Origin of the sequence: Streptomyces sp. NPDC002032 (assembly GCF_042890765.1) — a bacterium.
In the GTDB taxonomy this organism is placed as follows: Bacteria; Actinomycetota; Actinomycetes; order Streptomycetales; family Streptomycetaceae; genus Streptomyces.
Genome location: NZ_JBIASM010000002.1, coordinates 194192 through 219810 on the forward strand (window position 1 = coordinate 194192; position 25619 = coordinate 219810).

The window sequence follows — 25619 nt, forward strand, 5'->3', positions numbered from 1 at the left end:
ACGCAGGCTAGCCGCCGGGGCCGACACCGGTACCGGGCCCGTCGGACGGGATCCCCGCGCGTCGGCCGCGCTGGACCACCAGTACGCACAAGCCCACCAGCAGCCACACCGCCCCCACGAGCTGCGCCGTCCAGGAGGCCTCGACGATCACCGCGACCGTCACCGCCGCGCCCAGCACGGGCACCACCAGGTGCTTGCCCCACTCCGGCGGCCCCGCCATCCGGCGCACCACGAACCAGGCCACCACCGAGGCGTGCAGCAGCGTGAACGCGGTCAGCGCCCCGATGTCCACGACGGAGACCAGGTGGTCGAGCCCGTCGTCGCGCCGGGCCGCCCACACCGCCGCCACCAGCGTCACCGTCGCCGCCACCAGCAGCGCCGCCCTCGGCGTGCCGCCCGAGGTGCGCGCCAGGGCGCCCGGCAGCCGCCGCTCGCGGGCCATCGCGAAGAGCAGCCGACCGGCCGCGGCCTGCCCGGCCAGCGCCGCGAAGGCCGCCCCGATCGCCTTGCTCACCGCCACCAGGTCGTGCAGCCAGCCCCCGACCGAGGTCTCCACGGCGTTGTAGAAGGCCGGCCCCTGCGACGCCGGGTCGGCGGCCAGCTCCGCCGAGGAGACCGGGGTCAGCAGCGCCGCGAGGTAGGTCTGGGCGAGGAAGAGCACCCCGGTCAGCGCCAGGCAGAACAGCACCGCCCGGGCCACCTTCGCCGAGCCCCCGGTGACCTCCTCGGCGAAGGAGGCGATGGCGTCGAAGCCCAGGTACGAGAGGACCGCGACGGACACCGCGCCCAGGACGGCGGCCGTCGAGAAGCCCAGCGAGCCGTCGCCGGTCAGCGGGGACAGCCAGCCGCGCCGGGCGCCGTCCCGCAGCAGCACGGTCACCGCCGAGACCAGGAAGACGAGCAGGACGACGACCTCCAGGCCGAGCACCGCGAAGCCCACGCGCGCGGCCGCCCGTACGCCCCACAGGTTCAGCGCGGTGGTGACCACCACCGCCAGCGCCGTCCACACCCACCGGGACACCTCCGGCACCAGCGCGTTCATCGCGATCCCGGAGAAGAGGTAGGCGACCGCCGGGATCAGCAGGTAGTCCAGCATCGCCATCCAGCCGGCGATCAGCCCCGGCCCCTCGCCCAGCGCCGTGCGGGCGTACGTGAAGACCGAACCGGCCCGCGGGGCCACCCGCACCATCTGCGCGTACGAGAAGGCGGTGAAGGCCATCGCGACGGTCGCGACGAGGTAGACGAGCGCGACGGCGCCGTGCGACGTGGCGTCGAGCGTGCCGAAGACCCCCACCGGGGCCATGGGGGCGATGAAGAGCAGTCCGTAGACGACCAGATCCCGGAATCCGAGGCTCCGCCGCAGGGCGGTGGGCGGTGCGGTGGTGGAATCCGTAGCGGATGCCATCGTTCCTCCGGAGGATCGCCGGGACGGACGTTCGACCAAGTCTGTGCCGAACGGGGGACGTCCGGCCTGCTGGAGACCCCCGTACGATGGAGCGTATGACTGCTCCCGCCCCCGCTCCCGCATCCCGCCGCGTCCTGCTCGCCGCCCCGCGCGGCTACTGCGCGGGCGTGGACCGTGCCGTGATCGCTGTCGAGAAGGCCCTCGAGCAGTACGGTGCGCCGGTCTACGTCCGGCACGAGATCGTGCACAACAAGTACGTCGTCCAGACGCTGGAGAAGAAGGGCGCGGTCTTCGTCGAGCGGACCGAGGAGGTCCCGCCCGGCTCCATCGTGATGTTCTCCGCGCACGGCGTGGCCCCGGTGGTGCACGAGGAGGCGGCGCGGGGCCGGCTCGCGACGATCGACGCGACCTGCCCGCTGGTCACCAAGGTCCACAAGGAAGCCATCCGGTACGCGAACGAGGACTTCGACATCCTCCTCATCGGCCACGAGGGCCACGAGGAGGTCATCGGCACCTCCGGCGAGGCCCCGGACCACATCACCATCGTGGACGGCCCGGACGACGTGGCGAACGTCGAGGTGCGCGACGAGTCGAAGGTCGTCTGGCTCTCCCAGACCACCCTCTCCGTCGACGAGACCATGGAGACGGTCGACGCCCTGAAGACCAAGTTCCCGCTGCTGGTCTCGCCGCCGAGCGACGACATCTGCTACGCCACCTCGAACCGCCAGGCCGCCGTCAAGGTCATGGGCGCCGAGTCCGACCTGGTCATCGTGGTCGGCTCGAAGAACTCCTCGAACTCCATCCGGCTCGTCGAGGTCGCCCTCGACGCGGGCGCCCGCGCCGCGCACCTGGTCGACTTCGCGAGCGAGATCGACGAGGCCTGGCTGGAGGGCGTCACCACGGTCGGCCTGACCTCGGGCGCCTCGGTGCCCGAGGTGCTGGTCGAAGAGGTCCTGGAGTGGCTGACGCAGCGCGGCTACGCGGACGTGGAGATCGTCAAGACGGCCGAGGAGTCGATCGTCTTCTCCCTGCCGAAGGAACTGCGCCGCGATCTGCGCGCGGAAGCGGCCGAACTGGTCGCCGGCGGTGCGGACGAGTAGCCTGCGGCGCCCCGCGTTCGTACGGTGAGTCCATGCAGATCTTCGGTGTGGACATTGGCGGTTCCGGTATCAAGGGCGCTCCCGTGGACCTTGACCGCGGCGAGCTGGCGCAGGAGCGCCACAAGGTACTGACACCACATCCGGCCACCCCCGAGAAGGTGGCCGGATGCGTCGCCGAGGTGATCGGCGCGTTCTCCTGGAAGGGCCCGGTCGGGGTCACCTTCCCCGGCGTGGTCACCGGCGGCGTCACCCGGTCGGCGGCCAACGTCGACGAGGCGTGGGTCGGCACGGACGCCGCGGCCCTCCTCTCGCGCGAGCTCGGCGGCCTGCCCGTCACCGTCCTGAACGACGCGGACGCGGCGGGCGTCGCGGAGATGACGTACGGGGCCGGGCGCGGCCGGGGCGGCACGGTCATCCTGCTCACCCTGGGCACGGGCATCGGCAGCGCCCTCTTCACGGACGGGCGGCTGGTCCCGAATTCGGAGCTGGGCCACCTGGAGCTCAAAGGTCACGACGCGGAGACGCGGGCCTCGGTCAAGGCCAAGGAGGACGGGGACCTCAGCTGGGAGCACTGGGCGCACCGGCTCCAGCGGTACCTGGCCCATGTGGAGATGCTGTTCTCCCCGGACCTCTTCATCCTCGGCGGCGGCGTCAGCCGCAAGCCGGAGAAGTTCCTCCCGCTGATCGGAGGCATCCGCGCGGAGATCGTCCCGGCGAAGCTGCAGAACAACGCGGGCATCGTCGGCGCGGCGATGGCGGCCCGCGACGGGGCGCCGACGGGCTAGGCGGTGCTGCTGCGGCGGGCGGCGCGCCGGCGTCCGCTCAGCGCGGCCCGCCGCACCAGCGCGATCAGGGCGGCGACCAGCGTGCCCGCGTAGAGCCACCCGGCGTGCAGGGACAGCGCCGACACCACCCCCATCAGCTGCCCGCCGAGGCCGCCGGAGCCGCCCGAGACGGGCCACACCCCGGCGGCGAAGGCGATCGGCACGGAGACGGGCGCGGTGACCAGGTCGGCCGGGCGCACCCACACGGCCGTCGCGGCGGCCACGGGCAGGAAGAGCAGGCCGTAGGCGAAGAGCGAGGAATCGAAGAGCAGCCAGCAGACCCCGGCGGCCAGGAGCATCGCGGCGCACGCGAACAGCCCGCCGCCGAGCCCGGTCAGCCGGGGCCGCGGCAGGCGCCGCCCGGCCCGGACCGCGGGGGGCCGTGGTCCGCGCGCCTGAGGGTGACGTACCGAACGCATCCTGTATTGCTCCACCCCACCAAACTAGGCGGGCGGCTGCCCGGATCGGTCCCCGGACACGCGTACATCGAGCGCAGCTCATCGGAAAGTAAACTGTCCGGTGGCCCACTCCGGGCCGCCGCCCCCTCCAGCTACGGGAAGTCGCCAACGTGTCGCTCACGATCGGAATCGTCGGCCTGCCGAATGTCGGCAAGTCGACCCTGTTCAACGCCCTGACCAAGAACGACGTGCTGGCGGCCAACTACCCGTTCGCCACCATCGAGCCGAACGTCGGCGTCGTCGGCGTACCGGACCCGCGCCTCGCGGTCCTGGCCGGCATCTTCGGCTCGCAGAAGGTCCTCCCGGCGACGGTCGACTTCGTCGACATCGCGGGCATCGTGCGCGGCGCCTCGGAGGGCGAGGGCCTCGGCAACAAGTTCCTCGCGAACATCCGCGAGTCGGACGCGATCTGCCAGGTCATCCGCGCCTTCAAGGACGAGAACGTCGTCCACGTCGACGGCAAGGTCTCGCCCAAGGACGACATCGAGACGATCAACACCGAGCTGATCCTCGCCGACCTCCAGTCCATCGAGAAGGCGGAGCCGCGCCTGACGAAGGAGTCCCGCCTCCAGAAGGAGAAGGTCGCGGTCCTGGCCGCGGTCGTCGAGGCGAAGAAGATCCTGGAAGCGGGCGACACGCTCTTCTCGAAGGGCATCACCAAGGGCACGGAGCAGGGCGACCTCCTGCACGAGCTGCACCTGCTCACCACGAAGCCCTTCCTCTACGTCTTCAACGTGGACGAGGACGAGCTGACGGACGACGCCTTCAAGGCGGAGCAGTCCGCGCTGGTCGCCCCGGCCGAGGCCATCTTCCTGAACGCGAAGCTGGAGCAGGACCTCTCGGAGCTGGACGACGAGGAAGCCCTGGAGCTCCTCCAGTCGGTCGGCCAGGAGGAGCCCGGCCTCGCCACCCTCGGCCGCGTCGGCTTCGCCACCCTGGGCCTCCAGACCTACCTGACGGCAGGCCCGAAGGAAACCCGCGCCTGGACCATCAAGCAGGGCGCCACCGCCCCGGAGGCGGCCGGCGTCATCCACACCGACTTCCAGCGCGGCTTCATCAAGGCCGAGGTCATCTCCTTCGCGGACCTGGTCGAATGCGGCTCGGTCACCGAAGCCCGCGCGAAGGGCAAGGCCCGCATGGAGGGCAAGGAGTACGTCATGCAGGACGGCGACGTGGTGGAGTTCCGCTTCAACGTGTAATACGTCCGGCGAAAGGCCGTCTGACCTGCAACGGAGCGGGTTGGGCGGCCTTTGCTGTCCGCACAGAGTCCGCAGCGTGCCGACTTCGCTCAGCGCGCGGGGGAGCGACTACGCCGCTTCGTCGACCTGCGGATGGGCATCGGCGGACTGGTCCGCGGCATGGCAGTGGATGCGATGAAGGCCCATCTGCGGGACTTCCCCGCCGATGGGCCCGAGGGCTGGATCTTCACGGCGCCGCAAGGCGGGCCCGTGGTCTACACGCACTTCATGGACGGGTCCTGGCAGCCCGCCTGCGCGAAGGCCGGCATAGCGAAGGGCACCGGACCCCACGCCCTCCGGCATCACTACGCCAGCCTGCTGATCAAGCACGGCGAGTCCGTGAAGACGGTCTCCGAGCGCCTCGGCCACACCAACGCGGCCATGACTCTGAACATCTACACCCACCTGTGGCCCGACTCCGAGGAGCGGACCCGGGCCGCCGTCGACAAGGCGTACGGGGGGAGCGGGACCATGCGGTGCGAGCGAGCGGTCTTGGGCGGGCAGACGTACACGCCGTGCCTGGCGGTCTGCTGGATCTGCTGCTCGACCGAGACCGTGGCATGCAGCAGGTCGAGGTGACGCGCCTGGAGGCCGAACAGCTCACCGGGGCGGGGACTGTAAATCGTTCGGTGTAACTTCCGATCAAGGAAGATGCACCGATGGCCAGTGAGAACGTGACCGGGGCCGAGACCGTCGAGCCGTCTGAGCCGCAGCCGTCGAAGGCGGTGGATGACCGGCTGATCGACGAGCTTGTATCCCGGGTCCAGGCCGAGGGCCTGCAGCTGACCGGCGAGGGCGGACTGCTCCAGCAGCTGACGAAGCGGCGCGAAGACCGTGCTGACGGACGTCGGACCGGTCGGGATATCCGTGCCCCGCGACCGGGACGGATCCTTCGAGCCGAAGATCGTCAAGAAGCGGCAGAAGCGCCTGACCGGCGTGGACGAGATGGTCATCTCCCTCTCTGCGGAGGGCCTGACCACAGGCGAGGTCCAGGCCCACCTGGCCGAGGTTTATGGCGCCGAGGTCTCCCGCCAGACGATCTCCACCATCACCGATAGGGTGCTCGATGGCATGGCCGAGTGGCAGAACCGACCGTTGGACTCCGTCTATCCGGTGGTCTTCATCGACGCCATTCACGTGAAGATCCGCGACGGTGCCGTCGCCAACCGGCCCGTCTACGTCGCCCTGGCCGTCACCACCGAAGGCCGCAGGGACATCCTCGGGCTCTGGGCCGGCGACGGCGGCGAGGGCGCCAAGCACTGGATGCGCATCCTCACCGAGATCAAGAACCGCGGCGTGAACGACGTCCTCATGCTCGTCTGCGACGGGCTGAAGGGCCTGCCCGACGCGGTCGAGACCGTCTGGCCGAAGACGATCGTGCAGACCTGCGTGGTCCACCTGCTGCGGAACTCCTTCCGCTATGCCGCCCGCCAGGACTGGGACGAGATCGCCAAGCTCCTCAAGCCCGTCTACACCGCGTCGACGGAGGAGGCTGCCCTCGACCGGTTCGCCGAGTTCGCAGACGCCTGGGGCCGCAAGTATCCGGCGATCGTCAGGCTCTGGGAGAACGCCTGGGAAGGGTTCACCCCGTTCCTGCGATTCGACACAGAGATCCGCCGGATCATCTGCACCACCAAGGCGATCGAGTCCGTGAAAGCGCGGATCCGTCGGGAGGTCAAGGCCCGCGGGCACTTCCCCAACGAGACCGCCGCCCTGAAGTGCGTATACATGGCGATCATGTCGCCGGACCCCACCGGCAAGGGCCAGGCCCGCTGGACCATGCGCTGGAAGACCGCTCTGAACGCCTTCGACATCACCCTCGACGGCCGACTCTCCGCCGCCCGTCAGTAACCCAACCACCCTCGATTCACCGTTAGATTGAGAGATCCGCGAACCACGGTTCAGGAGCAGCTCCACTCTTCGCTGGGCAGGGAGTGCCATAGGTCGAGCCAGTCGTGGAGCAGGAAGAGGGGGCGGGTCAGGACGACGTCGCCGGCCCGCTGGGAGCGGATCGCCAGGCCGAGGTCGGCGAAGACCGGATCGCCGGCGACGCTGTACGCCAGGCTGCCGGGCCGTGTTGTGCGGTGGACGAGCCAGTCCTCCACGTGGGAAGGTGCGCAGCCGGTCAGCGGGGCTGCGTCCAGTCTCACCTGGGGGCCCGTGAGGGCGTCTGCGGCGACGCACCCCAGGCGGCCGTCGTGGAAGAGGGCCCTGATCCCGCTCTCAGCGAAGTCGGCATAGTTGGGCTTCTGGTCTTCGCCGTGGTGGGAATAGGACGATACGGCCGGTTCTTCGCCGAGGACGCGGGTGATCTCTTCCACGGTCATCCCGAAGTGCAGGGGGCCGACTCCTACGTACGGCGTGAACGTCCACTCGGCGCGCTCCTCCTTCCGGGCGATCCGACACGGGCCGTGGTATCCAGCCTCGCTCCCCAGGGCGGCCACGGGCGGCTCGGGTGCCGGCTCGTGCGGGGCGGCCGCTATGGGCGCGGCCCGGTCCTCACGTCGGCGGCCGAGCTGTTCCGGAGCTGCAGTGTCCTCGGGTTGCTCTTCCAGCCAGCGGATCGCCTGCTCCTGGTCCTGGCCGAACGGGTCCTCCGCCAACTCGCCTGCCCGGTCCAGGGCCGCGCGGCGCTCCTCCTCCGCAGTGACGAGACCGGTGACATCCTCACCCCAGGCAGCCAGCCGTTCCCGGGCGATCCACCGGTAGTACGAGTCCGCGCTCACGGCCAGGACCTCGCGAACGGCGGGCGCGTACCGGGGTACGGACGAGGTGAGGGCGGGGTCGGCCAGGAGCAGGGCGGTGGCCGCGAGCGCGGCCTCCCTCACCAGTGGATCGTCGTCGTCACAGAAATCCGCGATGCGGTCGTGGAGTATTGGCCGTGCCGCACGGGCGGCGGCCAGATCTCGCGCCGTGCCGACGCCGTCCTCGACGTCCAGGCGGGCGATGTCGGCGAACGAAGCCAGCCAATTCAGCAGTTCGGCGCGAAGCGACCGCACACCGGCCCTGCGCTCCCACCGGTCTTCGGCGAGGGTGCGCGGATCGTCGAGAAGACAGGCGAGGACCAAGGCCGCCGGAGCGGTCGCTGGAAAGACCTGTTCCTGATTGAGGAGCAGCCGATACAGATCGCCCACTGCCCGTACTCGGTGGGCCGGGTCGGCGGCGAGCACAGCACCGAGGACGTCCGGTGTGTCAGGCACACCGTGCAGGCCCGTACAGACGTGCGGCAGCTTCCCCCAGCCGGTGCCTGCGAGCTCTGCCTGTGCTCTGTGTGGCAGGCAGCCGCCGGGAGCATCAGGAAGGTCTGGGGTCATCTCGTTGATCACGACCGCAGTGTTCCAGCCGAATCCGACATCAGGGGCGCCGATGCCTGCCATAGGCCGCAGACAGCTCACGCTCGAGCAGCATTCTGATGTCCTCGCTGTTCGTGGCAGCGAGGACATCAGTCGTCAGGCGGCGTGGGCTGCGGGTAACTGCGAGACCCACGTCGTGAGCTCGGCCAGATGCCCGGGTTGCAGCCCGTGGTGTGAGTCGGGCTGAACGAGGAGAGTCGGCGTTCCCTTGGCGGTCCGCTCCGCCGCCCAGGCGCGATCGAGGTCGGTGAAGTCGTCGTCAACCCAGGCGACCGCCGACCCGCAGAGCCACGGTTCGACGTGGTCGCGCTTCCAGAGGTAGCCGTTGGGGTGGCTGGTGGGGATCTCGGGGCGGGGGAGATCGAGGTACGGGAACTCCGGCAGCCCGAGGAGCGGCCCGACGATGGTGGTGGCGTCCTTGCGCCAGCTCGTGCACCACACGGGGGCGACGAGGCCGCTGGTCAGGAAACCGGCGAGCAACGGGCCGTGGGCGGGGTTGAGCCAGATCGGTACCGGGTTGTCGGGGTCGCGGCCCGCGGGCAGGACGGTGTGGCGGACGTGGGTGGGTGGGGTGCTGCCGTCGGACGCCGGGAACGGTATGAGGACGCCGTCGATGTCGAGCAGGAGGTAGGGCAAGGGCATCGTTGCCTCCGTCGGTCAGCGTTTCCGGGCGGTGATCAGGAGAGTGGTGGGCCACGGGTCGAGACGCGGGTGCCGCAGCTCGATGGCCGAGGTGATCCGCAGGCCGGTCCGGGAGAGATGGGCGGCCCAGCGGTGGGCGTCGTACTCCCAGCGGGCGATGGGCAGCCGGGTGCGGTCGGGCATGGTGACGTAGTCCTCGCGGGGACGGTCGTCCGTCGAAGGATGTCTCCCGGCCCGTGCCGGGTGGGGTACGGAGAAGGCCAGTACGCCGCCGGGCACGAGGTGGCGGGAGATTGCGGCGAGCATAAGCTCCGGAGCGACCAGGCCGACGGCGCCGAATACCGAGTAGACCGCGTCGAAGGTCTGGCCGGTGGCCTGGAGGTAGTGCAGTGCATGGCCGGCGGTAAAGGTGGCGCCCTCGATGTGGCCGTGGTGCGAGCGTGCTCGCCGCACCTGGAGCCCCACCAGGTCGACTCCGGTGACGCGGGCCTGGTGGTGTCGGGCCAGGTGAGCCACGTTGTGGCCGGGACCGCACCCGAGCTCCAGGAGACGCTTGCCGCGCAGGTCCCGGCCGAGGATCTCCGCGCCGGGGCCCAGACCGGGGTGGGTGCTCCACTCCATCCGTGCCGGAGGAACGAGCGCGTGGGCCGGTGCGGTGGCGAGACGCTGGGCGGCGTGGGCGTACCAGGGGGAGACCTGGGCGAGCACCTAGACCTCCAGGAGTTGGACCACGTCGTTCAGGTGGCGGCGAACGACGGGGATGTACGCGAAGTCCCTGGTCCGGTCGTTGATCCAGCGGATCGCCTGCTCCATGAACCACTCGACGGCCCACATGCGGTGCCAGCCCAGCGCCCATGCCTCGGCAGCCAGGCCACCCCGGGCGGCGAGGGCGTCCTCGTGACCGCCGGCGGTGACGTACTGCTCCAGGAACACCCTCAGCCGGACGGGGCTGGGCGTCTCGGTGGTGCCGTGGTACGAGGCGAGGTCGATCAGGCCGGGTCCGGTGAAGGCGCGGGCGAAGTCGAGGAGGTGCCAGCCCTCCTCCCCGATGTGGACGCTCGTGGGGTGGAACTCGGAGTGCACCCAGCCGAACGGGTCGAGCGTCGCCCCCTGGGCGCGGGCCTCGGCTGCCGCGGAGATCTTCCCCAGCGCGGTCTCGATGTCGTCGCAATCCGTCCACCGGCCGGCCTTTCGAAGCCGCTGGAGGTGATCGAGGGCCCGGCCGGGCAGGGCCGCGAGGCCCGCGCCGTCGAGGAAGGGCAGACTGCTGGCAGGGCGGGCGGCGTGGAGCATCACGGCGGCGGCGACGCCGTCGAGGTCGTCGGCGTCCCGTACCGGGGTGCCGAGGTCGTCCATGAGCATCCCGATCCACTTGTCCTGCATGGCGGTGGCGTGAAGCTCGGGTACCGGCAGCCCGCGGTGGTGTGCGATTCGCAGGGCCTGGGCCTCGCGGTCGAAGGGCTCCTTGGCGTACTTGAAGACGGCCGTGGTGCCGTCGGGAAAGGTGATGCGTTCGACTCCGGACATGCCCCAGACGCGGATCTCCGTGCGTTCGGGGAGGGGCTTGCCGACGAGGGTGCACAGGTCGTCCAGCAGGGCGGCGGTCAGGCTCTGGTCCATGGGGGTGTCTCCAGGGGCTGGTGAGCTCCGGGGCGGGCGAGCGTGCCGGCCCGCCCCGAAGCCGTACTGGGATGGGGCTACTCGGCGGCGGCCACGCGGTGGGCGTAGACCTGCTCGATCCAGCCCGCCTTGAACGCCGCAAGGTCGTCACGGAAGTTAGCCATCGAGGCACCGTAGGGCGCGACGACCCCGCCGGACTGGTCCGGCACGGACTGGCAGCCGTGCACGAGCCGGCCGCCGAGCGCGGCGTGGGCCTTGATGGACTCGATCCGGCGGTGCTCGTTGAACCAGCCGCCGTGGTAGACCTCGTCCAGCATTCCGCCCGTCTCGTCATCCAGGTCGAAGACGACGGAGGTGGCGGCGGGGAAGAACCAGCACGGCCCGACGTTGGAGATGTGCCCGTCCAGTTCGACCTTGTTGAGCGCCATGAGCGTGGCGGCCTCGCGGAGCATCCGCAGGTGGTCGGTGGTGATCTGCGGCAGACCGAGGCCGGCGAGGTGCTCCTCGCGGAAGAGGTACGCGTACACCTCGTACGCGGTGGCCAGGACGCGGGCGGCGTCAGAGGTGGACTCGCCGTGGTTCTTGATGAAGTCGAGCGCCAGCTGCTCGACCGCGCTCTCGGTCGTCTCGTCCACGTCCAGGAGCTGGGCCTTGACCAGCTCCCAGTCAGCGACGAGCCAGGTGTTGGACTCGAAGCGGAAGAAGTACTCGGCCGGGTCGATGGTGATGCGCCGGCCGTCGATCTGGATTCCAGGCAGGCGGCTCCAGCGGGGGTCGAAGGCGTCGGGCAGCTCGACCGTGATGGTCGCGGTGTCGATGGTGGTCACCGTTTCTCCGTCTCTGATCGTTCGAGGCCAGGGCATAGGAATGCCCGAGCCCGGTAGGGCGTACGGAACTTGGGGGCCGCCCGGCCCGAGAGTGGGGCGGCTGTCGATAAGTGAACCGCCCGCTACGCACAGTGGGTACGGTGTGACCGAGGCCAAGCGGTATACGCGGTTTACAGCTCCGGGACGGAGGACGTGCCAGTGCCGACCGACGTCAACTCCCGCCTGCGCGAGACGATCCACGCGGCCGGATGTACGTACGAAGCCCTCGCCAAGGACGTCCGCCGGATCGCCGCCGAGAACGGCGAACTGCTCCAGACCAACAAGTCCGCGATTTCCCACTGGGCCAAGGGCACCCGGGCGCCCTCAGGCCAGGCCGGCCAGTACCTCGCCGAAGCCCTCTCCCGCCGCCTGGGCCGCGTCGTCACCCCGATCGAGATCGGCCTCCAGCCCGGTGACGTGGGAGCCACCTCGAACGGCGATCCGGTCGTGACCGTCACCGACCTCGGCCGTGCCGACGTCGAACGCCGCCGCTTCCTCGCCATCGCCGCCTTCACCACGGCCGGCGTCGCCATGCCGCTGCTCCACGACCAAGAAGCCACCTCCCGGATGCTCCGCGCCCGCACCGGCCGCTCGCTCGTCGGAGGCGAGGACATCGACGTCGTACGCCAGATCACCGCGGCCTTCAGTGCCGCCGACGAACGCCTGGGCGGCGGCCACGGCCTGACCACCGCCACCGCGTACCTCGCCGACACCGCCGCACCGATGCTCCGGGGACGCTTCCCCTCGGAACCGTTACGTCATGCCGCCTTCGGCGCCGTCGCCGAACTCGCTTACCTCGCAGGATGGAAGCACCACGACCTGGGCCATGAAGGCGCCGCCCAGCGCTATTACCAGGTCGGCTATCAGCTCGCCTGCGAAGCCGACCCCCACGGCCACGCCGCCTGGATGATGCGCGCCCTCGCCCACCAGGCCCTGAGCCTCAAGCAGCCCCACCACTGCGTCGACCTCGTTGAAGGCGCCCTGCGACGCGGCCTCGGCCACGTCGACGGCCAGACCGAGGCCCTCCTCCACATCACCCACGCCCGCGCCTACGCCGCCACGGACGCGAGCCCCTCAGCCGCACGTGCCCTCCTCGCCGCCGAAGACGCCCTGCTACGGGACGATGGCCCCCAGCCCAGCTACTCCCGCGTCAGCGGCCCAGCCGCCGGCACCGTGGCCAGCCACACCGCCCGCACGCTCACCGACCTCGCCGACCACATCGGCACTGAGCAACAACACCGCGACGCCCTCACCCGCTGGGACCCGGAGAAGTACAAGCGCGTCCACGCCCTCACCCACGCCGATCTGGGTGACAGCCTTGCCGCCCAGGCCCGCGCTGACGAGGCCGTGGCCGCCTGGACCCAGGCCCTGGTCCTCATGGAGGGCATGACCTCCGACCGCACCCATAAGGCGATCACCTCGATCCGCTCCACGCTCGCGGTCTACCAGCGCCGCCGCGTTCCCGGCGCCGCCGATCTCGCCCGCCGCGCCCGCGAGGCCCTCGCCTAACATGCCCAACAACCCGCCCGACGAAGGGAACACCGTGGCCCAGCAGACCGACGACCGCTCTCAAGCCCTCAAGCCGGCGCTCGAATCGATGACCCTGCTGGTCGCGGCCGTCATCGTCCACGACAAGGCCACCAACCGCGTCGTCCTTCTCCAGCGCAGTGAGCACGCGAAGTTCGCCCAGGGCATGTGGGACCTCCCAGTCGGCAAGAGCGAGCCGGGCGAGCCCATCACCGAGACCGCGGTTCGCGAGCTCTACGAGGAGACCGGCCTGACGGTGAAGCCCGAGTCCCTCAAGGTCGCCCACATCATCCACGGAGCCTGGGGCGTCGAAGCCCCCAACGGCTTCCTCACGGTGGTTTTCGCCGCCCACGACTGGACCGGCGAACCCGAGAACCGCGAACCCCGCAAGCACTCCCAAGTCCGCTGGGTTGACGCTAACGCCATCCCCGAAGCCTTCGTCGACACCACGGACAGCGCCCTCCGTCACTATCTGCACAATGGCGCCGCGGTCTCCGTCATGGGTTGGCCAACAGCGTGAACATCACGCCCCCTGAACTCAAACCAGGGTCCGAGTTCCTCTCGGCCGTCCGCCGTCTGAGGCGATCTGACGGGTCGAGCTAGAAAGTACGGTGCTTCTGACCTGCATGCAGCCGGATCTCAGCTTGGATGGTTGCAGTGAAGGCGATCATTTGTTCCGTTGTGCCGAGTTCGGCGATGCGTCGAACGGCATACCCGATGGCCTGGTCAGTGTGCCCCTGAGCGCGAAGCCATTCCAACATGGCATCGACATCAAGGGCTTGACCCCCGCTGGGTCGTCGACGGTTAGGGCCTGAGGGTGTTCGTTGCTCTTGTGGTGTTGTCACGGGCATGAGGAGCTCAATTTCCTGCTGGACCATGCTGTGCGTGGGTTCCGACCGGGCTGGGCCTGACTCTTTATGAACTGTACCCCTCGGCGGGGGCGCAGGGCATTGCGTGGCTGGCAGCTCGTCCAGCACTGTGCGGTGCTTGGCCAGGACGGTCTGACCAAAATTCAGCGTCGTCCAGGACCAGGAGAATGACTGAGAGGTCCCAGCCAGCATCAAGGCATCGCACGGACCAAGCCCGGCCAAAGCGGGCTTGCCCTCCACCAGACCGACAGCGCCCGCCTGGGTTCTGGGAGCCTCCCAATGGAGAAGATCCGGGTAGGCGAAATTCTCGACGCGCTCCCGGTTTCCCGCGGAAATCGCTGCGAGGCGGACGGCTTCAGTCGCAATGTATTCATAATCGGCGACATTGCTAGGCGGCTCGTCGGTGGTAACGCTTCCCGCCAAGGCGGCTGCCATCGTGGCGATTGTATCTGTGTCTGTCCCCACGGCCTGAGCTGCGATTTGCAAGGTAGGGATGGGGCGGCTTGAACCTGCAACTGCCAAGGCTAGGGCGGCTACGACCGTATTCGTCCCGCTCCCTCTCGTGGCAGGTGAACGCAAGTTAAGCTTTTCGATGAGTAGCTCGTAGGCGGTACGGAGGGACTCGAAATCCCCCTTTTGTAGTGCCGCGTCGCCGGAATATGTAAACTCTTCAGCAGCGTTAAACATATCGGTCACCTCGAGAATCGTAGATTCCCAGGCGGCGTCCAGCGTTTTCTCGGCACTGCGCTCCCAGGCGGAACACCACAGGGAGAGCTCTGCGTGTTGGCGAATCATTGTGGGGAATTGATGCATTTCGTCAACAATGGTCGCCCACTCGGCGGGGTTGGGAGTTCGGCCGCGATCGAGCGTGAACCCCAAAGTCATCGCGTGGAAGAGAGCGCCAACAAGGGCCCGTGGGTGGCCATGGGTGATGACGGCATCGATCAGGACATCCAGAAGATGCGATCCAACCCTACTCGGGTCCTGCGCTGCCCAGACGTGGGGCTGAACGCGCATTGCGGCACCATTTCCTCCAGCGTCGGTCCACCCTTTGTAGAAGTTGCCGAACCAGGGAACGCTAGCGCCGGCGATGTGGGATGCGGCTGCCTTGGATGCTCTCCCGCCGCCAAGGGCGTAGCTAGTCCAGACGGGGAGCTCGATCTTCGAGAAGACTTCTGGATCGAAACCACTAGGGCGGATCGCCCGTCCGACTGCCAGGCGAAGTTGAGTGTCGTCGCTGTAAGTTCCGGCGGGAAGTGGAACGGTTACCCCAAATTTTCCACCAATACGACGCTGCCACTCAACCGGGTGTTCAAGGGTTCCCCCGGCCAGGCGTCGGCGGAGCCCCGCCTCGTCTGTCAACTCGCTGATGAATCCGAGTGCATCTGCCCAGGCTGCCCATAGCGCCGAGCGCAGCCGCTGCTGGATGTGCATACTTGCATCATTCGGGCTCATGTGAAGACCTTGGGTGCGCAGATGACAGGAACAGTGGGGGTGGATGGGAAGCTGGCAAACCAGCCGCTGATGTCATCTGCGTGGTGCTCCTCGCGCACATATATGCGCTGCAACTGCGCCAGAGGGAGGCGGCTCGGGTACAGTACCTCCGCCTGTCGGTCAGTGGTCCAAGAGGTCGGCTGCCCGGCTCTTCGCATCACAGGCTGAGAGTAGCGTCCGCTGATCACTTCGGCGAACAGGGCGTTCAATCCGTCCGCTCCAGTGCCTCGGCGTACGGATGGGTAGATGTTGTTTGTGGTGGTGAAATAGACGCCAGGGGCGCTGAGGATCTGGGCTTCGAAACTTAGTGCAGCCCACCACACTTTATCGACCTCATGCCACCGCTTGCTGGCATCGAACATGGAATCGTTGATGCGGGAAATGCTGAGATTGACATAGTCAAGCCAAGCGTGATCTTTCCGCGTGCTGCAATTGGGTGTATAGATGTGCTCTACGTACTTCTCGGACGGGAGTTGGCGGCGGCTGAGTACTGCAGATGTGCCGAGTATTCCCAGCAGGCCCAGATTGGTCGTGAAGTGGAGGGCCTCGGAGATCTTCCGGCTCGCGATGATCGATTCGACCGTGTCCTTGGTCTCCGCGGCGTCCTGAGCAGACGTCACAGGCGCACCGCCTCGTACGTGCCAGCAGCCAAGAGGTCGATGAGTGTTGACGGATCGTCGGCCTTGTGCCCCAGCGTCACGGTCCTCCGGGATCGACCTACGCCCATAGCCAGCAGCCTGCGTAGCATGTCCAGCGTTGCATCGCCTTCCTCGTCGCCGTGAGGGGTTACCTGCTGGTTCAAGCCAAGCATGAACACATGGTCGAATTCCAGCCCCTTGGCAGAGTGGATGGTGCAGAGAGCGACTGACTCGGGCCCAGACGGCCAACCGGATGCACGAGTCAGGTCACACCAGGCAACGCCTTCGCGATTCAGCTCCTGTCGGAGGTGGTCGAACCATCCGCCGCCCTTGGGGTGGAGGAATGCGACAGACTCGCTCGTCAGGTCGATGTCGTTGCGCAGGCGTCGGATCGCGTAGTGCACTTGAGCGCTGAATCGGCCAACTGCAACAGTAGGGAGTGGGCCGTCGCGATCGGATGCGTGAAAGTCAGGAAGTGAGCCGTCATCCTCGTGGGGTAGCCCTTCAACGAGTCCTCGCGCGAAGGCAGCAACCTGCCGGGTGTTCCGGTAGTTGCTGCGCAAGACATGAGAGTTCGCGAGCTGGACACCAGCCTCGGGCCAGGTGAAGAAGCGCGGGTAGATACGCTGAGTCGCGTCCATGACGAATGTCGTGGTGTGTTCGGCACCAACATGTGCAGCGATTGCACGTACCTGGTTGGCGCTGAAGTCCTGTGCCTCATCTACGATCACAACATCCCAGGTCGGCTGCCCTTCTACCAAGGCAGCTTCTGCGGCGATGTCGTTCCAGTCGCGCCAGCCCTGCTTCTCCTTGTGTGCGGCATATGGAAGGACCACCTCGGTCAGTAGGCGCTGGCGTAGTGCTCGCTCAACGCGGGGAGCTTGCCCTCGTCCTTCTCGACGGGCGCCGAGGTAGTCCTCCATCTCTTCAGGGCGGAAGCGTCCCATGAGGTATTCGACCTCGTCGATGACGAAGTCGACTGGCAGTGGAACAGAAGCGGCCAAGCTGCCGATGGCCGGCCGTGTCCGCTCGCGGTCGACGAGACCCTCGTTGCCGACCATCCCGACTGCCCACTTGCTAAAGGTTTCAACGCGAAGGACCAGTCCGGGTGAACCAGAGACTTGCTGACGGGCCAGCTCTGCGACGTATCCCTGAAGGGTCTTGTTGTAGGTAAGTACCAGCACTCGCACAGGGTCAACGAGTTGCAGTCGCTCGCGACGGCTAAGCCTGGTGGCGCACAGCTGCCGCAGACGCAACAGGGCAGTGGTGGTCTTGCCGCTTCCGGCGGCGCCACGGACGAGATGGAAGCCCGGCCGCGTGTCGGCCAGGATCCGCATCTGCTCTGGGCTTGCTTCAACGTGTGACAGCAACCTCATGTGCATCCCCCACGGTTGGGTCCGGTGTGACGGACTCGCATGCCGCTCAGGCTAGGCCGAAGGGAGGGAGCGGGTGCGGCTTTCCGTACATCGGATGAGATGTCACATGTGAGATCAGCCCAACGGCTAGCTCTTCATGTGCCGCACCTGTGGCCTGTACATGCCGTACTCGGACTTCACTTTGCCGCAATCGGTGGTTGGGTCCAGCCGTTGGCGAAGTCGCATTGGAGGTCCGTCCAGCGGCGACGCTCGACGGGGGTGTAGGCGGGGTGGTCGCGGAGGTGGGCCAGAGCATTGACCCACTGGTCCCAGAGACCGTCAGGCTGGGTGAAGCGGTCCGCATGGTGGGTGCCGAGGTGGGCGTCGAGGCGGAGGAGGGCGCCCAGGGCGGCGGGCTGGTCGTAGCGGAGGTCGGTGCGGGGGAGGCAGTGGTCGAGGCAGGCGGTCAGGGTCTCGGCGTCCGCGTGCGTGCCGAGACGGGCCAGGGCGAAGCAGTAGCCGCCGCCGGAGTAGCAGACCTCACTGGCCAGGAGCAGGTCGCCGATGCGCTCGCGGAACGATTCGCGACGGTCGACGCCGATCAGCCAGGCGGCGGTGAGGCGCGATCGCCATTCGTAGGCGAGGAGAGCTTCCAGCTCGGCGTCGGTGATCGCGGCCGCGTCGTCGATCAGGTGGCGGGCGAAGCTTTCGGCGTACGGCCACCCTGGCCGTAGGACACGACGGCTGTTCAGTTCGAGGTAGCGCGGGTGGTCCGAGTCCTTCCTCGTCACGTAGCGCTTGATCACGTGGCCGTAGCTGATCTCCTCGGGGCGCTGGAACGGCATGGGGTCACTTTTCCGGGTGGAGGTCGGTCCGGTCGATCCAGGTGGGGGCGACGAAGAGGTTGTCGGCGACGGGGGCTTCGGTGGCTTCCAGGAGGGACCAGGTGCGGGCTTCCTCGACCAGGTGCTCCCAGGGCGCGGTCCAGTCGAGCTGCCAGTCGAGACCGGTGCCGGAGACGCCGTACGTGTGGCCGGCGTCCACTCGCCAGAACTGGGAGTAGAGGATCAGCTGGGAGTGGTCGGCCAGGTCGTCGATGATCTCCGCGAAGTGGGCCGAGGGCCAGCCGGGGCTGTCCGGTCCGGTACCGGCTCGCAGCCGGGCGGTCAGGGAGGGGACGACGGGCCGGCGGGCGCCGAGGTCGGTCAGGGCCCAGCGGATGGCGACGGGTTCGGACTCGTCGGGGGGAGTCCGTCGCTCCAGGCAGGCACGGTAGGCGCGGCGCAGGGGCTCGACCGCGTCCTCGGTCTCCAGGCTCGCCAGGGCTGAGGCCGCCCACTGGCGGACGGTGGGGTTGTCGCCGTCGAGCAGGGTGATCAGGGCGGGACCGCAGCGGGGGTCGGCGACCTCCTCGAACACCTCGATGGCGGTCAGCTGGCCGAAGCTCCCGAGGGAGGGGAGGGCGTCGAGGATGGCGGGGGTGGCCGCGGATCCGATGTGGATCAGTTCCGCGCGGGCGTCGTAGGACGCGCCGGACTCGCCGTCGAGCTGCTGGACGAGTCGCTCGATGTGGGACGTCATGAGGCAGGGTGGTTGCGGCGCCAGAAGGTGGGGAGCCACCAGCAGAGCACCGAGCGGTCGTCGGGCCACGGGGCACGGTCCTCGGCGTCCCGGTCCTCGAAGGAGTCGCGCGTCAGGTCGATGGGGCGCCAGGCGGGGTCGAGCGGCTCGTCCTCGGCCGGCGGGCGGACGTACTGCCGGCCGTGCTGGTCGCAGGCGCCGAAGGCCTGGTAGTTGCGCTGGGCCTCGATCAGGGAGATCTTGTTCGCTCCGCCGTCCATGGCCGGCCAGCGGAACTGGACCCCGTCGTCCTCCCAGAAGCAGACGGGGCAGATCTCGTAGGAGCCGGGCATCGCGCCGAGGATGCGGTGCCCGCAGCAGGGGCAGGGGTAGCGGTCGCTCACCTGCGCAGTCTCGTTGCAGGTCCGGCCGGTGCGCCATGGATTTCTCCGCCGACGAGGGCTCCGTCGATCAGCTCGGTGTGGCGGGGTGCCTCGGGGAGGCGGTCGAGGTCCTCCGCGAACCAGCCCTCCGCGCGCGGCGGGCGCATCCAGCCGGGCAGTGCGGTCGTGGCTTGGCTTCACGGTAGCGGCCTGCGCCTCGGGCTGGAGGGCCGACGATCCGGTCCGGGGGATTTCAATGGCTCCCTCGAAAGCGGCGGTTCCGCAGGCGTTGTGCTCAGGAGGGGTCGGACTCCGTCGAGTCCGACCCCTTCTGTATGCGCGTGCCGGCGGCGGTGGCGGGTGTCGGGTGGGGGTCAGAGGCCTTGGACTGCGGCGATCGTGAAGGGGGCCGGGGTGCCTTGGGGGTTCATGGGGCCGCCCTTGTCGAACTGGGAGCGGACCACCAGGGTGCGGGTCGGGGTGTGCGTGAGGGTGGTGGGGATCTGGAGGGCCGGGTCGGTGAGGGTGCGGGTGAGGCGGGCGCGGGTGCCGTCCGGGGCGAGCTGCCAGCGGGTCAGGGTGTTCGGGGTGTTGTGGGCCACCCGGAGGGTGCCGTCGGGGGAGAGGTCGAGGCCGTCGGCGGCCTTGAGGTCGCCGCCGGTCAGGGTGACGCGGCTGAGGGTGCCGCCGGCGAGGTCGACGCGGTGGAGGTCGCCCGCGGTCATGTCGACGGCCAGCAGGTAGCGGCCCGCCGGGTCGGAGACGATGCCGTTGAGGGCGAAGCTGCCGGCGGGTGACGGGGTGAGGTGCCCGGTCAGGTCGTAGGCCGGGGTCAGGGCGCCGGAGCCGGTGCGGAGCTGGGCCGGGGTGACCCGGTAGATCACCGGACGGGCGCTGTCGGTGAGGTAGGCCGTGCCGTCCGGGGTGATGGTGAGGTCGTTGATGAAGCGCGGGCCGCTGCCCGGGACTTCGAAGTGGGCCAGGCGCGCGCCCGTGCGGGTGTCGTACACCGCGACCCCGGTGGTGGAGTCGGTGACCCACAGCCGGCCCCGGGCGTCGACGCGCAGGCCGTTCGCCGTGTGGCGGCCGTCGGTGCCGGCGGGGAGGAAGACCTCGGCGGTGCGGGCTCCGGGGCGGGCCCGGTAGACGGTGCCGTCCGCGTACGAGCCGACGTAGACCGTGCCCGTACGGGAGTCCGCGGCGATGCCCTCGGGGTAGACCTTGGCGCCGGGCAGGGTGAACGCCGTCGAGATCCGGGGCGCGGCGGTGGAAGGGGCGGCGGCCGTCAGGGTGAGGGCGGCCGTCGCGGCCAGCATCGCGGTGAGGAAGAGGGGCCTGGGGGGCTGGGTGGGCATCGGTGTGTTCTTTCTGTCGGGTGTGGTCGAACAGTAGTTAGAGCTCTAATGATTGGCAAGGGTCGTAGGATGCCGCCATGACCTCCATGCCCCCCGAGGAGCGCATCGGTTCGCACGTCAAGCGGGCCGAGCAGGCACTTCTCGCGGCGAAGAACACCGCCCTCAAGCCGGCCGCCGTCACGGTCCCGCAGTACGCGGCCCTGCTCTGGCTCGCCGAGAAGCCGGGGATCTCCGCCGCCGCCCTCTCCCGGCTCTGCGGGGTCACCCCTCCGACGATGAACACCGTGCTGAAGAACCTCCGGGAACGCGGGCTCATCGAGCGCTCCCCCCACGAGTGGCACCGCAACGTGCTGGAGACGCGGCTCACCGAGGAGGGCCGCGCCGTGATGGAGCGGGCGGACGCCGGCGCCGTACGGGTGGAACGGGCGCTGGCCGCGGCCTTCTCCGCGGGGGAACGGGAGCAGCTCGTCGCGCTGCTCGGGCGCTGCTCCGAGGTGCTCGACGGCCTCAGGTAGCCCGGGTGGCCGGGGTGGCCGGGGTGGGCCGGGCGGCCGGGGTGCCGCCGCGCGTCACCGGGTGTTGGCCTCGTGTTTTGCGCCGGGTCGGGGCTGTCGCGGAGACTCGCTCATCAGGACCCGTCCCGGCCCGGGGCAGCCATGAACGTTCGGAGCGAAGTCCGTGCACGAGTACCCGCAGCAGTCGTCCGGCCGTGACCCCGAGCCGGGGCGGGGGCGGGGCAGGGCCCGGCGCGCGGGGTGGATCGGGGCGGCGGTCGTCTGCGCGCTGCTCCTCGGCGGCGGCGGGTTCGCCGCCTGGAAGAACGAGTGGTTCTCCGGGAACGGCGGGGCCGTCAGTTTCGCCGCCCCCACCCCCGCGCAGCGGCCCAAGGGGGAGGCGCCCACGCCTACCCCCGCACCCACTCCCACGCCCAGTGGTGATCCGGACGTCTCGATGCCGTCCGGTCCGAAGTCGGACTTCAAGCAGACCGCCAGGCTCGACGACGGCACCGTCATCGCCAAGACCCGGCTGACCGGCGCCAAGTCCGGCTTCGAGGGTGACGTCTGGGTGTGGGCGCCCAAGGAGTACGACGATCCGAAGTACGCCAAGAGCGCCTTCCCGGTCCTCATCGCCCTGCCCGGCGGCAACGGCTTCCCGGCGAACTACTGGTCCGACCGCAGCCTCGGCCTCCAGAAGGCCATATCCGACGGGGTCCAGGCCGGGACCAGCCTGCCGTTCATCGTGATCATGCCGGTGCTCAACCCCGACAACAAGTACTACTACGACGGTGCGGACATACCCGGACAGCCCAAGATGGGCACCTGGATCGCCGAGGACGTCCCCGACTTCACCCGCGCCAATTTCCGTACGTACAAGTCCCGCGACGGCTGGGCCTTCATGGGCTCCTCCTCCGGAGCCTTCGTCGGCATGAAGACCGTCCTGCAGTACCCGGACCGCTTCAAGGCCGTCATCGCCAGCGGCGGCGAGATCGTCCCCGACTCCCCGCTCTGGAAGGGGCACCAGGCGGAGATGGACGCGAACGACCCCGAGAAGCTCGCGCAGAAGCTGATCGACGCCCATGGTCCCGAGGTGTACGTGAACTTCCAGGTCGGCACCAAGGAGACCGGCAAGGACCGCATGTCGAAGTTCGTGCGCGAGTACGGCAAGGGCCCGGTCAAGACCACCATCCGCGACATCCAGAACGGCGAGCACAACGGCTGGCACTACGTGCGCGGCATGCGGGAGGGCTCGCTGGAATGGATCAGCAAGGTGCTCAAGGGCCCGAAGCCGGACCCCGCCGCCGGCTGAGTCCGGGCCCGCCCCCGACCCCGCCGCCCCTTCCGCCGTACCGTCCGGCGTCCCGTCCGGCGTCCCTTCCGCCACGTGGCCCTCGCCACGTCGCCCCGGTCCCAGGCAACCCCTACGGTCGTTGACACCTCTGTACTGGTGTCAAGGGGGACCAATCGGTCCGACCCGCGCCCAACCAGGGCGCCGGAGAAGGAACGGGAACAAATCCGTGCAGTATGACCAGCAAGGCGACGGCGGCCCCGCGACCAAGGGCGGCCGTCGCCCCCAGCGCCTGCGCCAGGGCCTGATCGGCGGTGCGGTCGCGCTCGCCCTCGCCGCCGGGGCCGGCGCGGCGTACGCCTTCGGCCTCTTCTCGGACCTCGGGGACCCGGTGTCCTTCGGGAAGGCCCAGGAGTCGGCGGCCGCGGTGCAGGACATCCGGCCGGGGGTGCTGATGCCGACCGGGCCCAGGGCCCAGTTCGTGCGCACCAGCAGGCTGCCGGACGGCACGCAGATCGCGATGACCACGCTCACCGGCCGGAAGTCGGGCTTCACCGGCGACGTGTGGGTGTGGGCGCCCAAGGAGTACGACGACCCGAGGTACGCCAAGAGCGGTTTCCCGGTGCTGATCTCCCTGCCCGGCGGCCGCGGCTACCCCAAGAACTACTGGGGCACCGGCCCGGCCCTCGGCCTCCAGCAGGCCGTGATCGACGGGATCAAGACCGGCAAGAGCCTGCCCTTCATCCTCGTCATGCCGGTGATCAACGCCGACACCAAGCACCACTTCGACGGCTCGGACATCCCCGGCCAGCCGAAGATGGGCACCTGGATGGCCGAGGACGTCCCCGATTTCACGAAGGCCAATTTCCGCACCTTCACCTCCCGCGACGGCTGGGCCTTCATGGGCTCCTCCTCGGGCGGCTTCGGCGCCTTCAAGGACGTCCTGAAGTACCCCGACCGCTTCAAGGCGGTGATCGCCAGCGGCGTCGACTTCGTCCCGGACTCCCCGCTGTGGCAGGGGAACCGGCAGGCCATGGACGAGAACAACCCCGAGAAGCTCGCCGCGAAGCTGATCCGGGAGGGCGGCCCCGACGTGTACGTGAACTTCCAGATCGGCACCAAGGAGAGCGGCCGGGAGCAGGCCGAGGCCTTCATGCGCGAGTACGGGAAGGGCCCCGTGCACACCCGCCTCCAGGTGATCCAGGATGGTGAGCACAATGGGAAGTCGTACGTACGTGGCATGAGGGAGGGCTCCCTGGAGTGGATCAGCAAGGTGATGCAGGGACCGACGCCCGACCCCGGCGCGGGATGAGCCCGGTGGTGAAGGGGGCCTCGGCCGCGGTCGTCGCCGGGATCGCGGCGGTGTGCGCCGTCGTGTTCTTCGAGGCGTCCGCCGACCAGTCGGTGCATCCCTTCCCCACCGTCGGCGTGCTCATGGCGAACGGCGAGCACTGGTGCACGGCGAGCGTCGTCGACAGCCCCCGGGGCAACGTCGTCGCGACCGCCGCGCACTGCGTGGCCCCCGCGGGCGAGGACGGCCGGCCCGGCGAGGTCGCCCACGACGGCCTGGCCATCGGGGAGCTCTCCTTCGCCCCCGCCTTCAGCGGTGAGGGCTCCGGCACCCAGCCCCTCGGGGTGTGGAAGGTCCGCTCGATCCACGTGGACGAACGCTGGACGAAGTGGGGCGACGAGACCGCCGACTTCGCCTTCCTCACCATCGAGCCCGACGCGGACGGCCGCAGCGTGCAGCAGCGCGTCGGGCAGGGCGAGGCACCGAAGCCCGAGTGGACCTCCGGGTACGAGCGGGACGTCACCGTGATCGGCTACCCGGAGTCCGAGCACAACCCGCAGAACAAGCCCGTCTCCTGCACCACCCAGACCCGCCACGACACGGACGACCCCGACATGCTCTACATCAGCTGCGCGGGTTTCTGGACGGGCACCAGCGGCAGCCCCTGGATCGCCGACCGGGGCGGCCCGGGCAGCCCGGGCCGGCTGATCGGGGTGCTCAGCGGCGGCGAGACGGACGTGGACTCCACCGCCGCGGTCTTCGACGAGAAGGCGAAGGCCCTCTACGAGCGGGCCGCCAAGGGCTGACGGGCGCCGCCGGGCCCCGCCGTGCCGCGCTACTTCTTGCGTTCCGTACTGACGATCACGCCCACCGCCACCACGACGATCGCCCCGCCCAGCAGGATCGGCCAGGTCAGGGCCTCGTCCAGGATCAGCGCGCCCAGGGCCACCGCCACGACCGGATTGACGTAGGCGTACGTCGCCACCAGCGAGAGCGGCGCCGACGAGCGCAGCAGCCACGCGTACGCGGTGAACCCGACCACCGAGCCGATCAGCACGAGGTAGGCCAGCGCCACCCAGGAGGCGGTGGAGAAGGAGCCGAGGTCCAGGCCGCGCGTCTCGCCGCGCAGCAGCCCGACGAGGAGCCCGCCGATCCCGCCCGCCAGCATCTGGTACGCGCTGCCGGTGAACGGGTTGGCCGGCAGCGGCAGCTTCGAGCCGGCGAACGTGCCCAGCGACCACAGCACCGACGCGGCCACCACCATCAGCACCCCCGACAGCCGGACCTCGCCGCTCAGCCCCGGACTGGTCAGCACCGCCAGCCCCGCCAGACCCACCAGCACCCCGGCCACGGTGCTCGGCGGCGGCCGGTCCCCGGTGACGGCGCGCAGCACCACCACCCAGATCGGTACGGCCGCCACCAGCAGCGCCGCCAGCCCGGAGGGCACCGAGGTCTCGCCGAGCACCACGAGGCCGTTGCCGCCGAGCACCAGCAGCAGCCCGACCAGCACCGCCGAGCCGAGCTGCGCGCGGGTGGCCCGCAGGGCGCCGGGACCGTAGCGCAAGGCCACGATCGCGGCGAGCACCAGGGCGGCGGTGACGAACCGGGTCCCGGCGGAGAGGAACGGCGGCATGGTCCGCACGACGATCCGGATGCCGAGGTAGGTCGAACCCCAGACCACGTAGACGAGGACGAGGGCCAGCCACACCGCCCCGGTGACCTTGCGCTGCGGGGCGTTCGCGGAGGTCTCCAGGGGCGTCGGGGTGCTCATGGCCGGATCCTACGGTCGTTGCCCCTTGCACGCTTCCCGGTATCTCAGCCCTCGAGCAGGGCGTTCGGCGCCCCCGCGCCCCCGC

The 25619-nt window shown here is 69.4% G+C and carries 25 protein-coding genes and 2 pseudogenes; 11 read left to right on the forward strand and 16 right to left on the reverse strand.

Annotation, left to right across the window (positions count from 1 at the left end; genetic code table 11):
• Positions 1–7: 7 nt before the first annotated feature.
• A complete protein-coding gene (locus ACFYYT_RS05055) occupies positions 8–1405 on the reverse strand; it encodes an APC family permease (protein ID WP_351828541.1) in 1398 nt (465 codons plus the stop codon).
• Positions 1406–1491: 86 nt separating this feature from the next.
• On the opposite strand from ACFYYT_RS05055, the gene ACFYYT_RS05060 reads away from it, so the two are divergent.
• Positions 1492–2505: a 4-hydroxy-3-methylbut-2-enyl diphosphate reductase gene (locus tag ACFYYT_RS05060; protein WP_351828539.1), complete on the forward strand. Its 1014-nt coding sequence runs from the start codon at positions 1492–1494 to the stop codon at positions 2503–2505.
• Positions 2506–2537: 32 nt separating this feature from the next.
• A complete protein-coding gene (gene ppgK, locus ACFYYT_RS05065; RefSeq protein WP_351828536.1) occupies positions 2538–3290 on the forward strand; it encodes a polyphosphate--glucose phosphotransferase in 753 nt (250 codons plus the stop codon).
• Here ppgK and ACFYYT_RS05070 read toward each other — a convergent pair.
• A complete protein-coding gene (locus ACFYYT_RS05070; RefSeq protein WP_351828533.1) occupies positions 3287–3748 on the reverse strand; it encodes a DUF6542 domain-containing protein in 462 nt (153 codons plus the stop codon). The two genes, ppgK and ACFYYT_RS05070, sit on opposite strands and share 4 nt — an antisense overlap.
• A 149-nt stretch (positions 3749–3897) precedes the next feature.
• Between ACFYYT_RS05070 and ychF the strand changes: the two genes are divergently transcribed.
• From ychF to ACFYYT_RS05085, 3 genes and pseudogenes are all read left to right on the forward strand, one after another.
• Entirely contained in the window at positions 3898–4986 is a 1089-nt protein-coding gene (ychF, locus tag ACFYYT_RS05075) for a redox-regulated ATPase YchF (RefSeq protein ID WP_351828530.1), read from the forward strand.
• 51 nt (positions 4987–5037) lie between these two features.
• The gene (locus ACFYYT_RS05080) at positions 5038–5604 is read left to right on the forward strand and encodes a tyrosine-type recombinase/integrase (RefSeq protein ID WP_351828527.1); all 567 of its coding nucleotides are present in this window, start codon (positions 5038–5040) and stop codon (positions 5602–5604) included.
• Positions 5605–5684: 80 nt separating this feature from the next.
• A pseudogene (locus tag ACFYYT_RS05085) lies at positions 5685–6876 on the forward strand (IS256 family transposase).
• A gap of 50 nt (positions 6877–6926) precedes the next feature.
• Here ACFYYT_RS05085 and ACFYYT_RS05090 read toward each other — a convergent pair.
• The 5 genes from ACFYYT_RS05090 to ACFYYT_RS05110 all read right to left on the reverse strand — a co-directional run bounded on the left by ACFYYT_RS05090 (position 6927) and on the right by ACFYYT_RS05110 (position 11467).
• Positions 6927–8225: a hypothetical protein gene (locus tag ACFYYT_RS05090; protein ID WP_351828525.1), complete on the reverse strand. Its 1299-nt coding sequence runs from the start codon at positions 8223–8225 to the stop codon at positions 6927–6929.
• Between the two features lie 249 nt (positions 8226–8474).
• Positions 8475–9020: a hypothetical protein gene (locus tag ACFYYT_RS05095; RefSeq protein ID WP_351828524.1), complete on the reverse strand. Its 546-nt coding sequence runs from the start codon at positions 9018–9020 to the stop codon at positions 8475–8477.
• A 15-nt stretch (positions 9021–9035) separates the two neighbouring features.
• Complete coding sequence (locus ACFYYT_RS05100) at positions 9036–9728, reverse strand: class I SAM-dependent methyltransferase (protein ID WP_351828522.1); 693 nt, start codon at positions 9726–9728, stop codon at positions 9036–9038.
• On the reverse strand, positions 9729–10640 hold the full coding sequence (locus ACFYYT_RS05105) for an aminoglycoside phosphotransferase family protein (protein ID WP_351828520.1): 912 nt from the start codon (positions 10638–10640) through the stop codon (positions 9729–9731).
• Between the two features lie 77 nt (positions 10641–10717).
• Positions 10718–11467, reverse strand: a complete 750-nt coding sequence (locus ACFYYT_RS05110) for a hypothetical protein (RefSeq protein ID WP_351828519.1) — start codon at positions 11465–11467, stop codon at positions 10718–10720.
• Between the two features lie 192 nt (positions 11468–11659).
• On the opposite strand from ACFYYT_RS05110, the gene ACFYYT_RS05115 reads away from it, so the two are divergent.
• Both ACFYYT_RS05115 and ACFYYT_RS05120 read left to right on the forward strand, forming a co-directional pair.
• Positions 11660–13015: a tetratricopeptide repeat protein gene (locus ACFYYT_RS05115; RefSeq protein ID WP_351828517.1), complete on the forward strand. Its 1356-nt coding sequence runs from the start codon at positions 11660–11662 to the stop codon at positions 13013–13015.
• Position 13016: 1 nt separating this feature from the next.
• Positions 13017–13553 (forward strand): NUDIX domain-containing protein, encoded by a 537-nt coding sequence (locus ACFYYT_RS05120; protein WP_388606968.1) that lies wholly within the window; start codon positions 13017–13019, stop codon positions 13551–13553.
• A gap of 79 nt (positions 13554–13632) precedes the next feature.
• Here ACFYYT_RS05120 and ACFYYT_RS05125 read toward each other — a convergent pair whose 3' ends face one another.
• The 8 genes and pseudogenes from ACFYYT_RS05125 to ACFYYT_RS05160 form a co-directional block, all read right to left on the reverse strand.
• Complete coding sequence (locus ACFYYT_RS05125) at positions 13633–15336, reverse strand: ADP-ribosylglycohydrolase family protein (protein ID WP_351831662.1); 1704 nt, start codon at positions 15334–15336, stop codon at positions 13633–13635.
• A 17-nt stretch (positions 15337–15353) separates the two neighbouring features.
• A complete protein-coding gene (locus ACFYYT_RS05130) occupies positions 15354–16016 on the reverse strand; it encodes a DarT ssDNA thymidine ADP-ribosyltransferase family protein (RefSeq protein ID WP_351831659.1) in 663 nt (220 codons plus the stop codon).
• Positions 16013–17371, reverse strand: coding sequence for a 3'-5' exonuclease (locus ACFYYT_RS05135; protein ID WP_351831656.1), 1359 nt, complete (start codon positions 17369–17371; stop codon positions 16013–16015). Before ACFYYT_RS05135 ends, ACFYYT_RS05130 begins: the two co-directional genes overlap by 4 nt.
• Before the next feature lie 215 nt (positions 17372–17586).
• Positions 17587–18234 (reverse strand): DUF6000 family protein, encoded by a 648-nt coding sequence (locus ACFYYT_RS05140; RefSeq protein ID WP_351828935.1) that lies wholly within the window; start codon positions 18232–18234, stop codon positions 17587–17589.
• Positions 18235–18238: 4 nt separating this feature from the next.
• Positions 18239–18970 carry a HEAT repeat domain-containing protein gene (locus ACFYYT_RS05145; protein ID WP_351828932.1) on the reverse strand — a complete coding sequence of 244 codons (732 nt, stop codon included), beginning with the start codon at positions 18968–18970 and terminating at the stop codon, positions 18239–18241.
• Positions 18967–19353 carry a CPCC family cysteine-rich protein gene (locus tag ACFYYT_RS05150; protein WP_351828929.1) on the reverse strand — a complete coding sequence of 129 codons (387 nt, stop codon included), beginning with the start codon at positions 19351–19353 and terminating at the stop codon, positions 18967–18969. The genes ACFYYT_RS05145 and ACFYYT_RS05150 overlap by 4 nt, the downstream gene beginning before the upstream one ends.
• Positions 19354–19403: 50 nt before the next feature.
• Positions 19404–19499, reverse strand: a pseudogene (locus ACFYYT_RS05155) (Uma2 family endonuclease); the annotation flags it as partial.
• A gap of 207 nt (positions 19500–19706) precedes the next feature.
• Positions 19707–20687 (reverse strand): SMP-30/gluconolactonase/LRE family protein, encoded by a 981-nt coding sequence (locus ACFYYT_RS05160; RefSeq protein ID WP_351828926.1) that lies wholly within the window; start codon positions 20685–20687, stop codon positions 19707–19709.
• Between the two features lie 77 nt (positions 20688–20764).
• Here ACFYYT_RS05160 and ACFYYT_RS05165 point away from each other — a divergent pair, with 77 nt between their 5' ends.
• The 4 genes from ACFYYT_RS05165 to ACFYYT_RS05180 all read left to right on the forward strand — a co-directional run bounded on the left by ACFYYT_RS05165 (position 20765) and on the right by ACFYYT_RS05180 (position 24569).
• Positions 20765–21202: a MarR family transcriptional regulator gene (locus tag ACFYYT_RS05165; RefSeq protein WP_351828923.1), complete on the forward strand. Its 438-nt coding sequence runs from the start codon at positions 20765–20767 to the stop codon at positions 21200–21202.
• Between the two features lie 163 nt (positions 21203–21365).
• Positions 21366–22493: an alpha/beta hydrolase-fold protein gene (locus ACFYYT_RS05170; RefSeq protein WP_351828920.1), complete on the forward strand. Its 1128-nt coding sequence runs from the start codon at positions 21366–21368 to the stop codon at positions 22491–22493.
• A gap of 208 nt (positions 22494–22701) precedes the next feature.
• The gene (locus tag ACFYYT_RS05175; RefSeq protein WP_351828917.1) at positions 22702–23784 is read left to right on the forward strand and encodes an alpha/beta hydrolase-fold protein; all 1083 of its coding nucleotides are present in this window, start codon (positions 22702–22704) and stop codon (positions 23782–23784) included.
• On the forward strand, positions 23781–24569 hold the full coding sequence (locus ACFYYT_RS05180; RefSeq protein ID WP_351828915.1) for a trypsin-like serine protease: 789 nt from the start codon (positions 23781–23783) through the stop codon (positions 24567–24569). The genes ACFYYT_RS05175 and ACFYYT_RS05180 overlap by 4 nt, the downstream gene beginning before the upstream one ends.
• A 29-nt stretch (positions 24570–24598) precedes the next feature.
• On the opposite strand, the gene ACFYYT_RS05185 is transcribed toward ACFYYT_RS05180, so the two are convergent.
• Entirely contained in the window at positions 24599–25534 is a 936-nt protein-coding gene (locus ACFYYT_RS05185; protein ID WP_351828912.1) for an EamA family transporter, read from the reverse strand.
• Between the last annotated feature and the right edge of the window lie 85 nt (positions 25535–25619).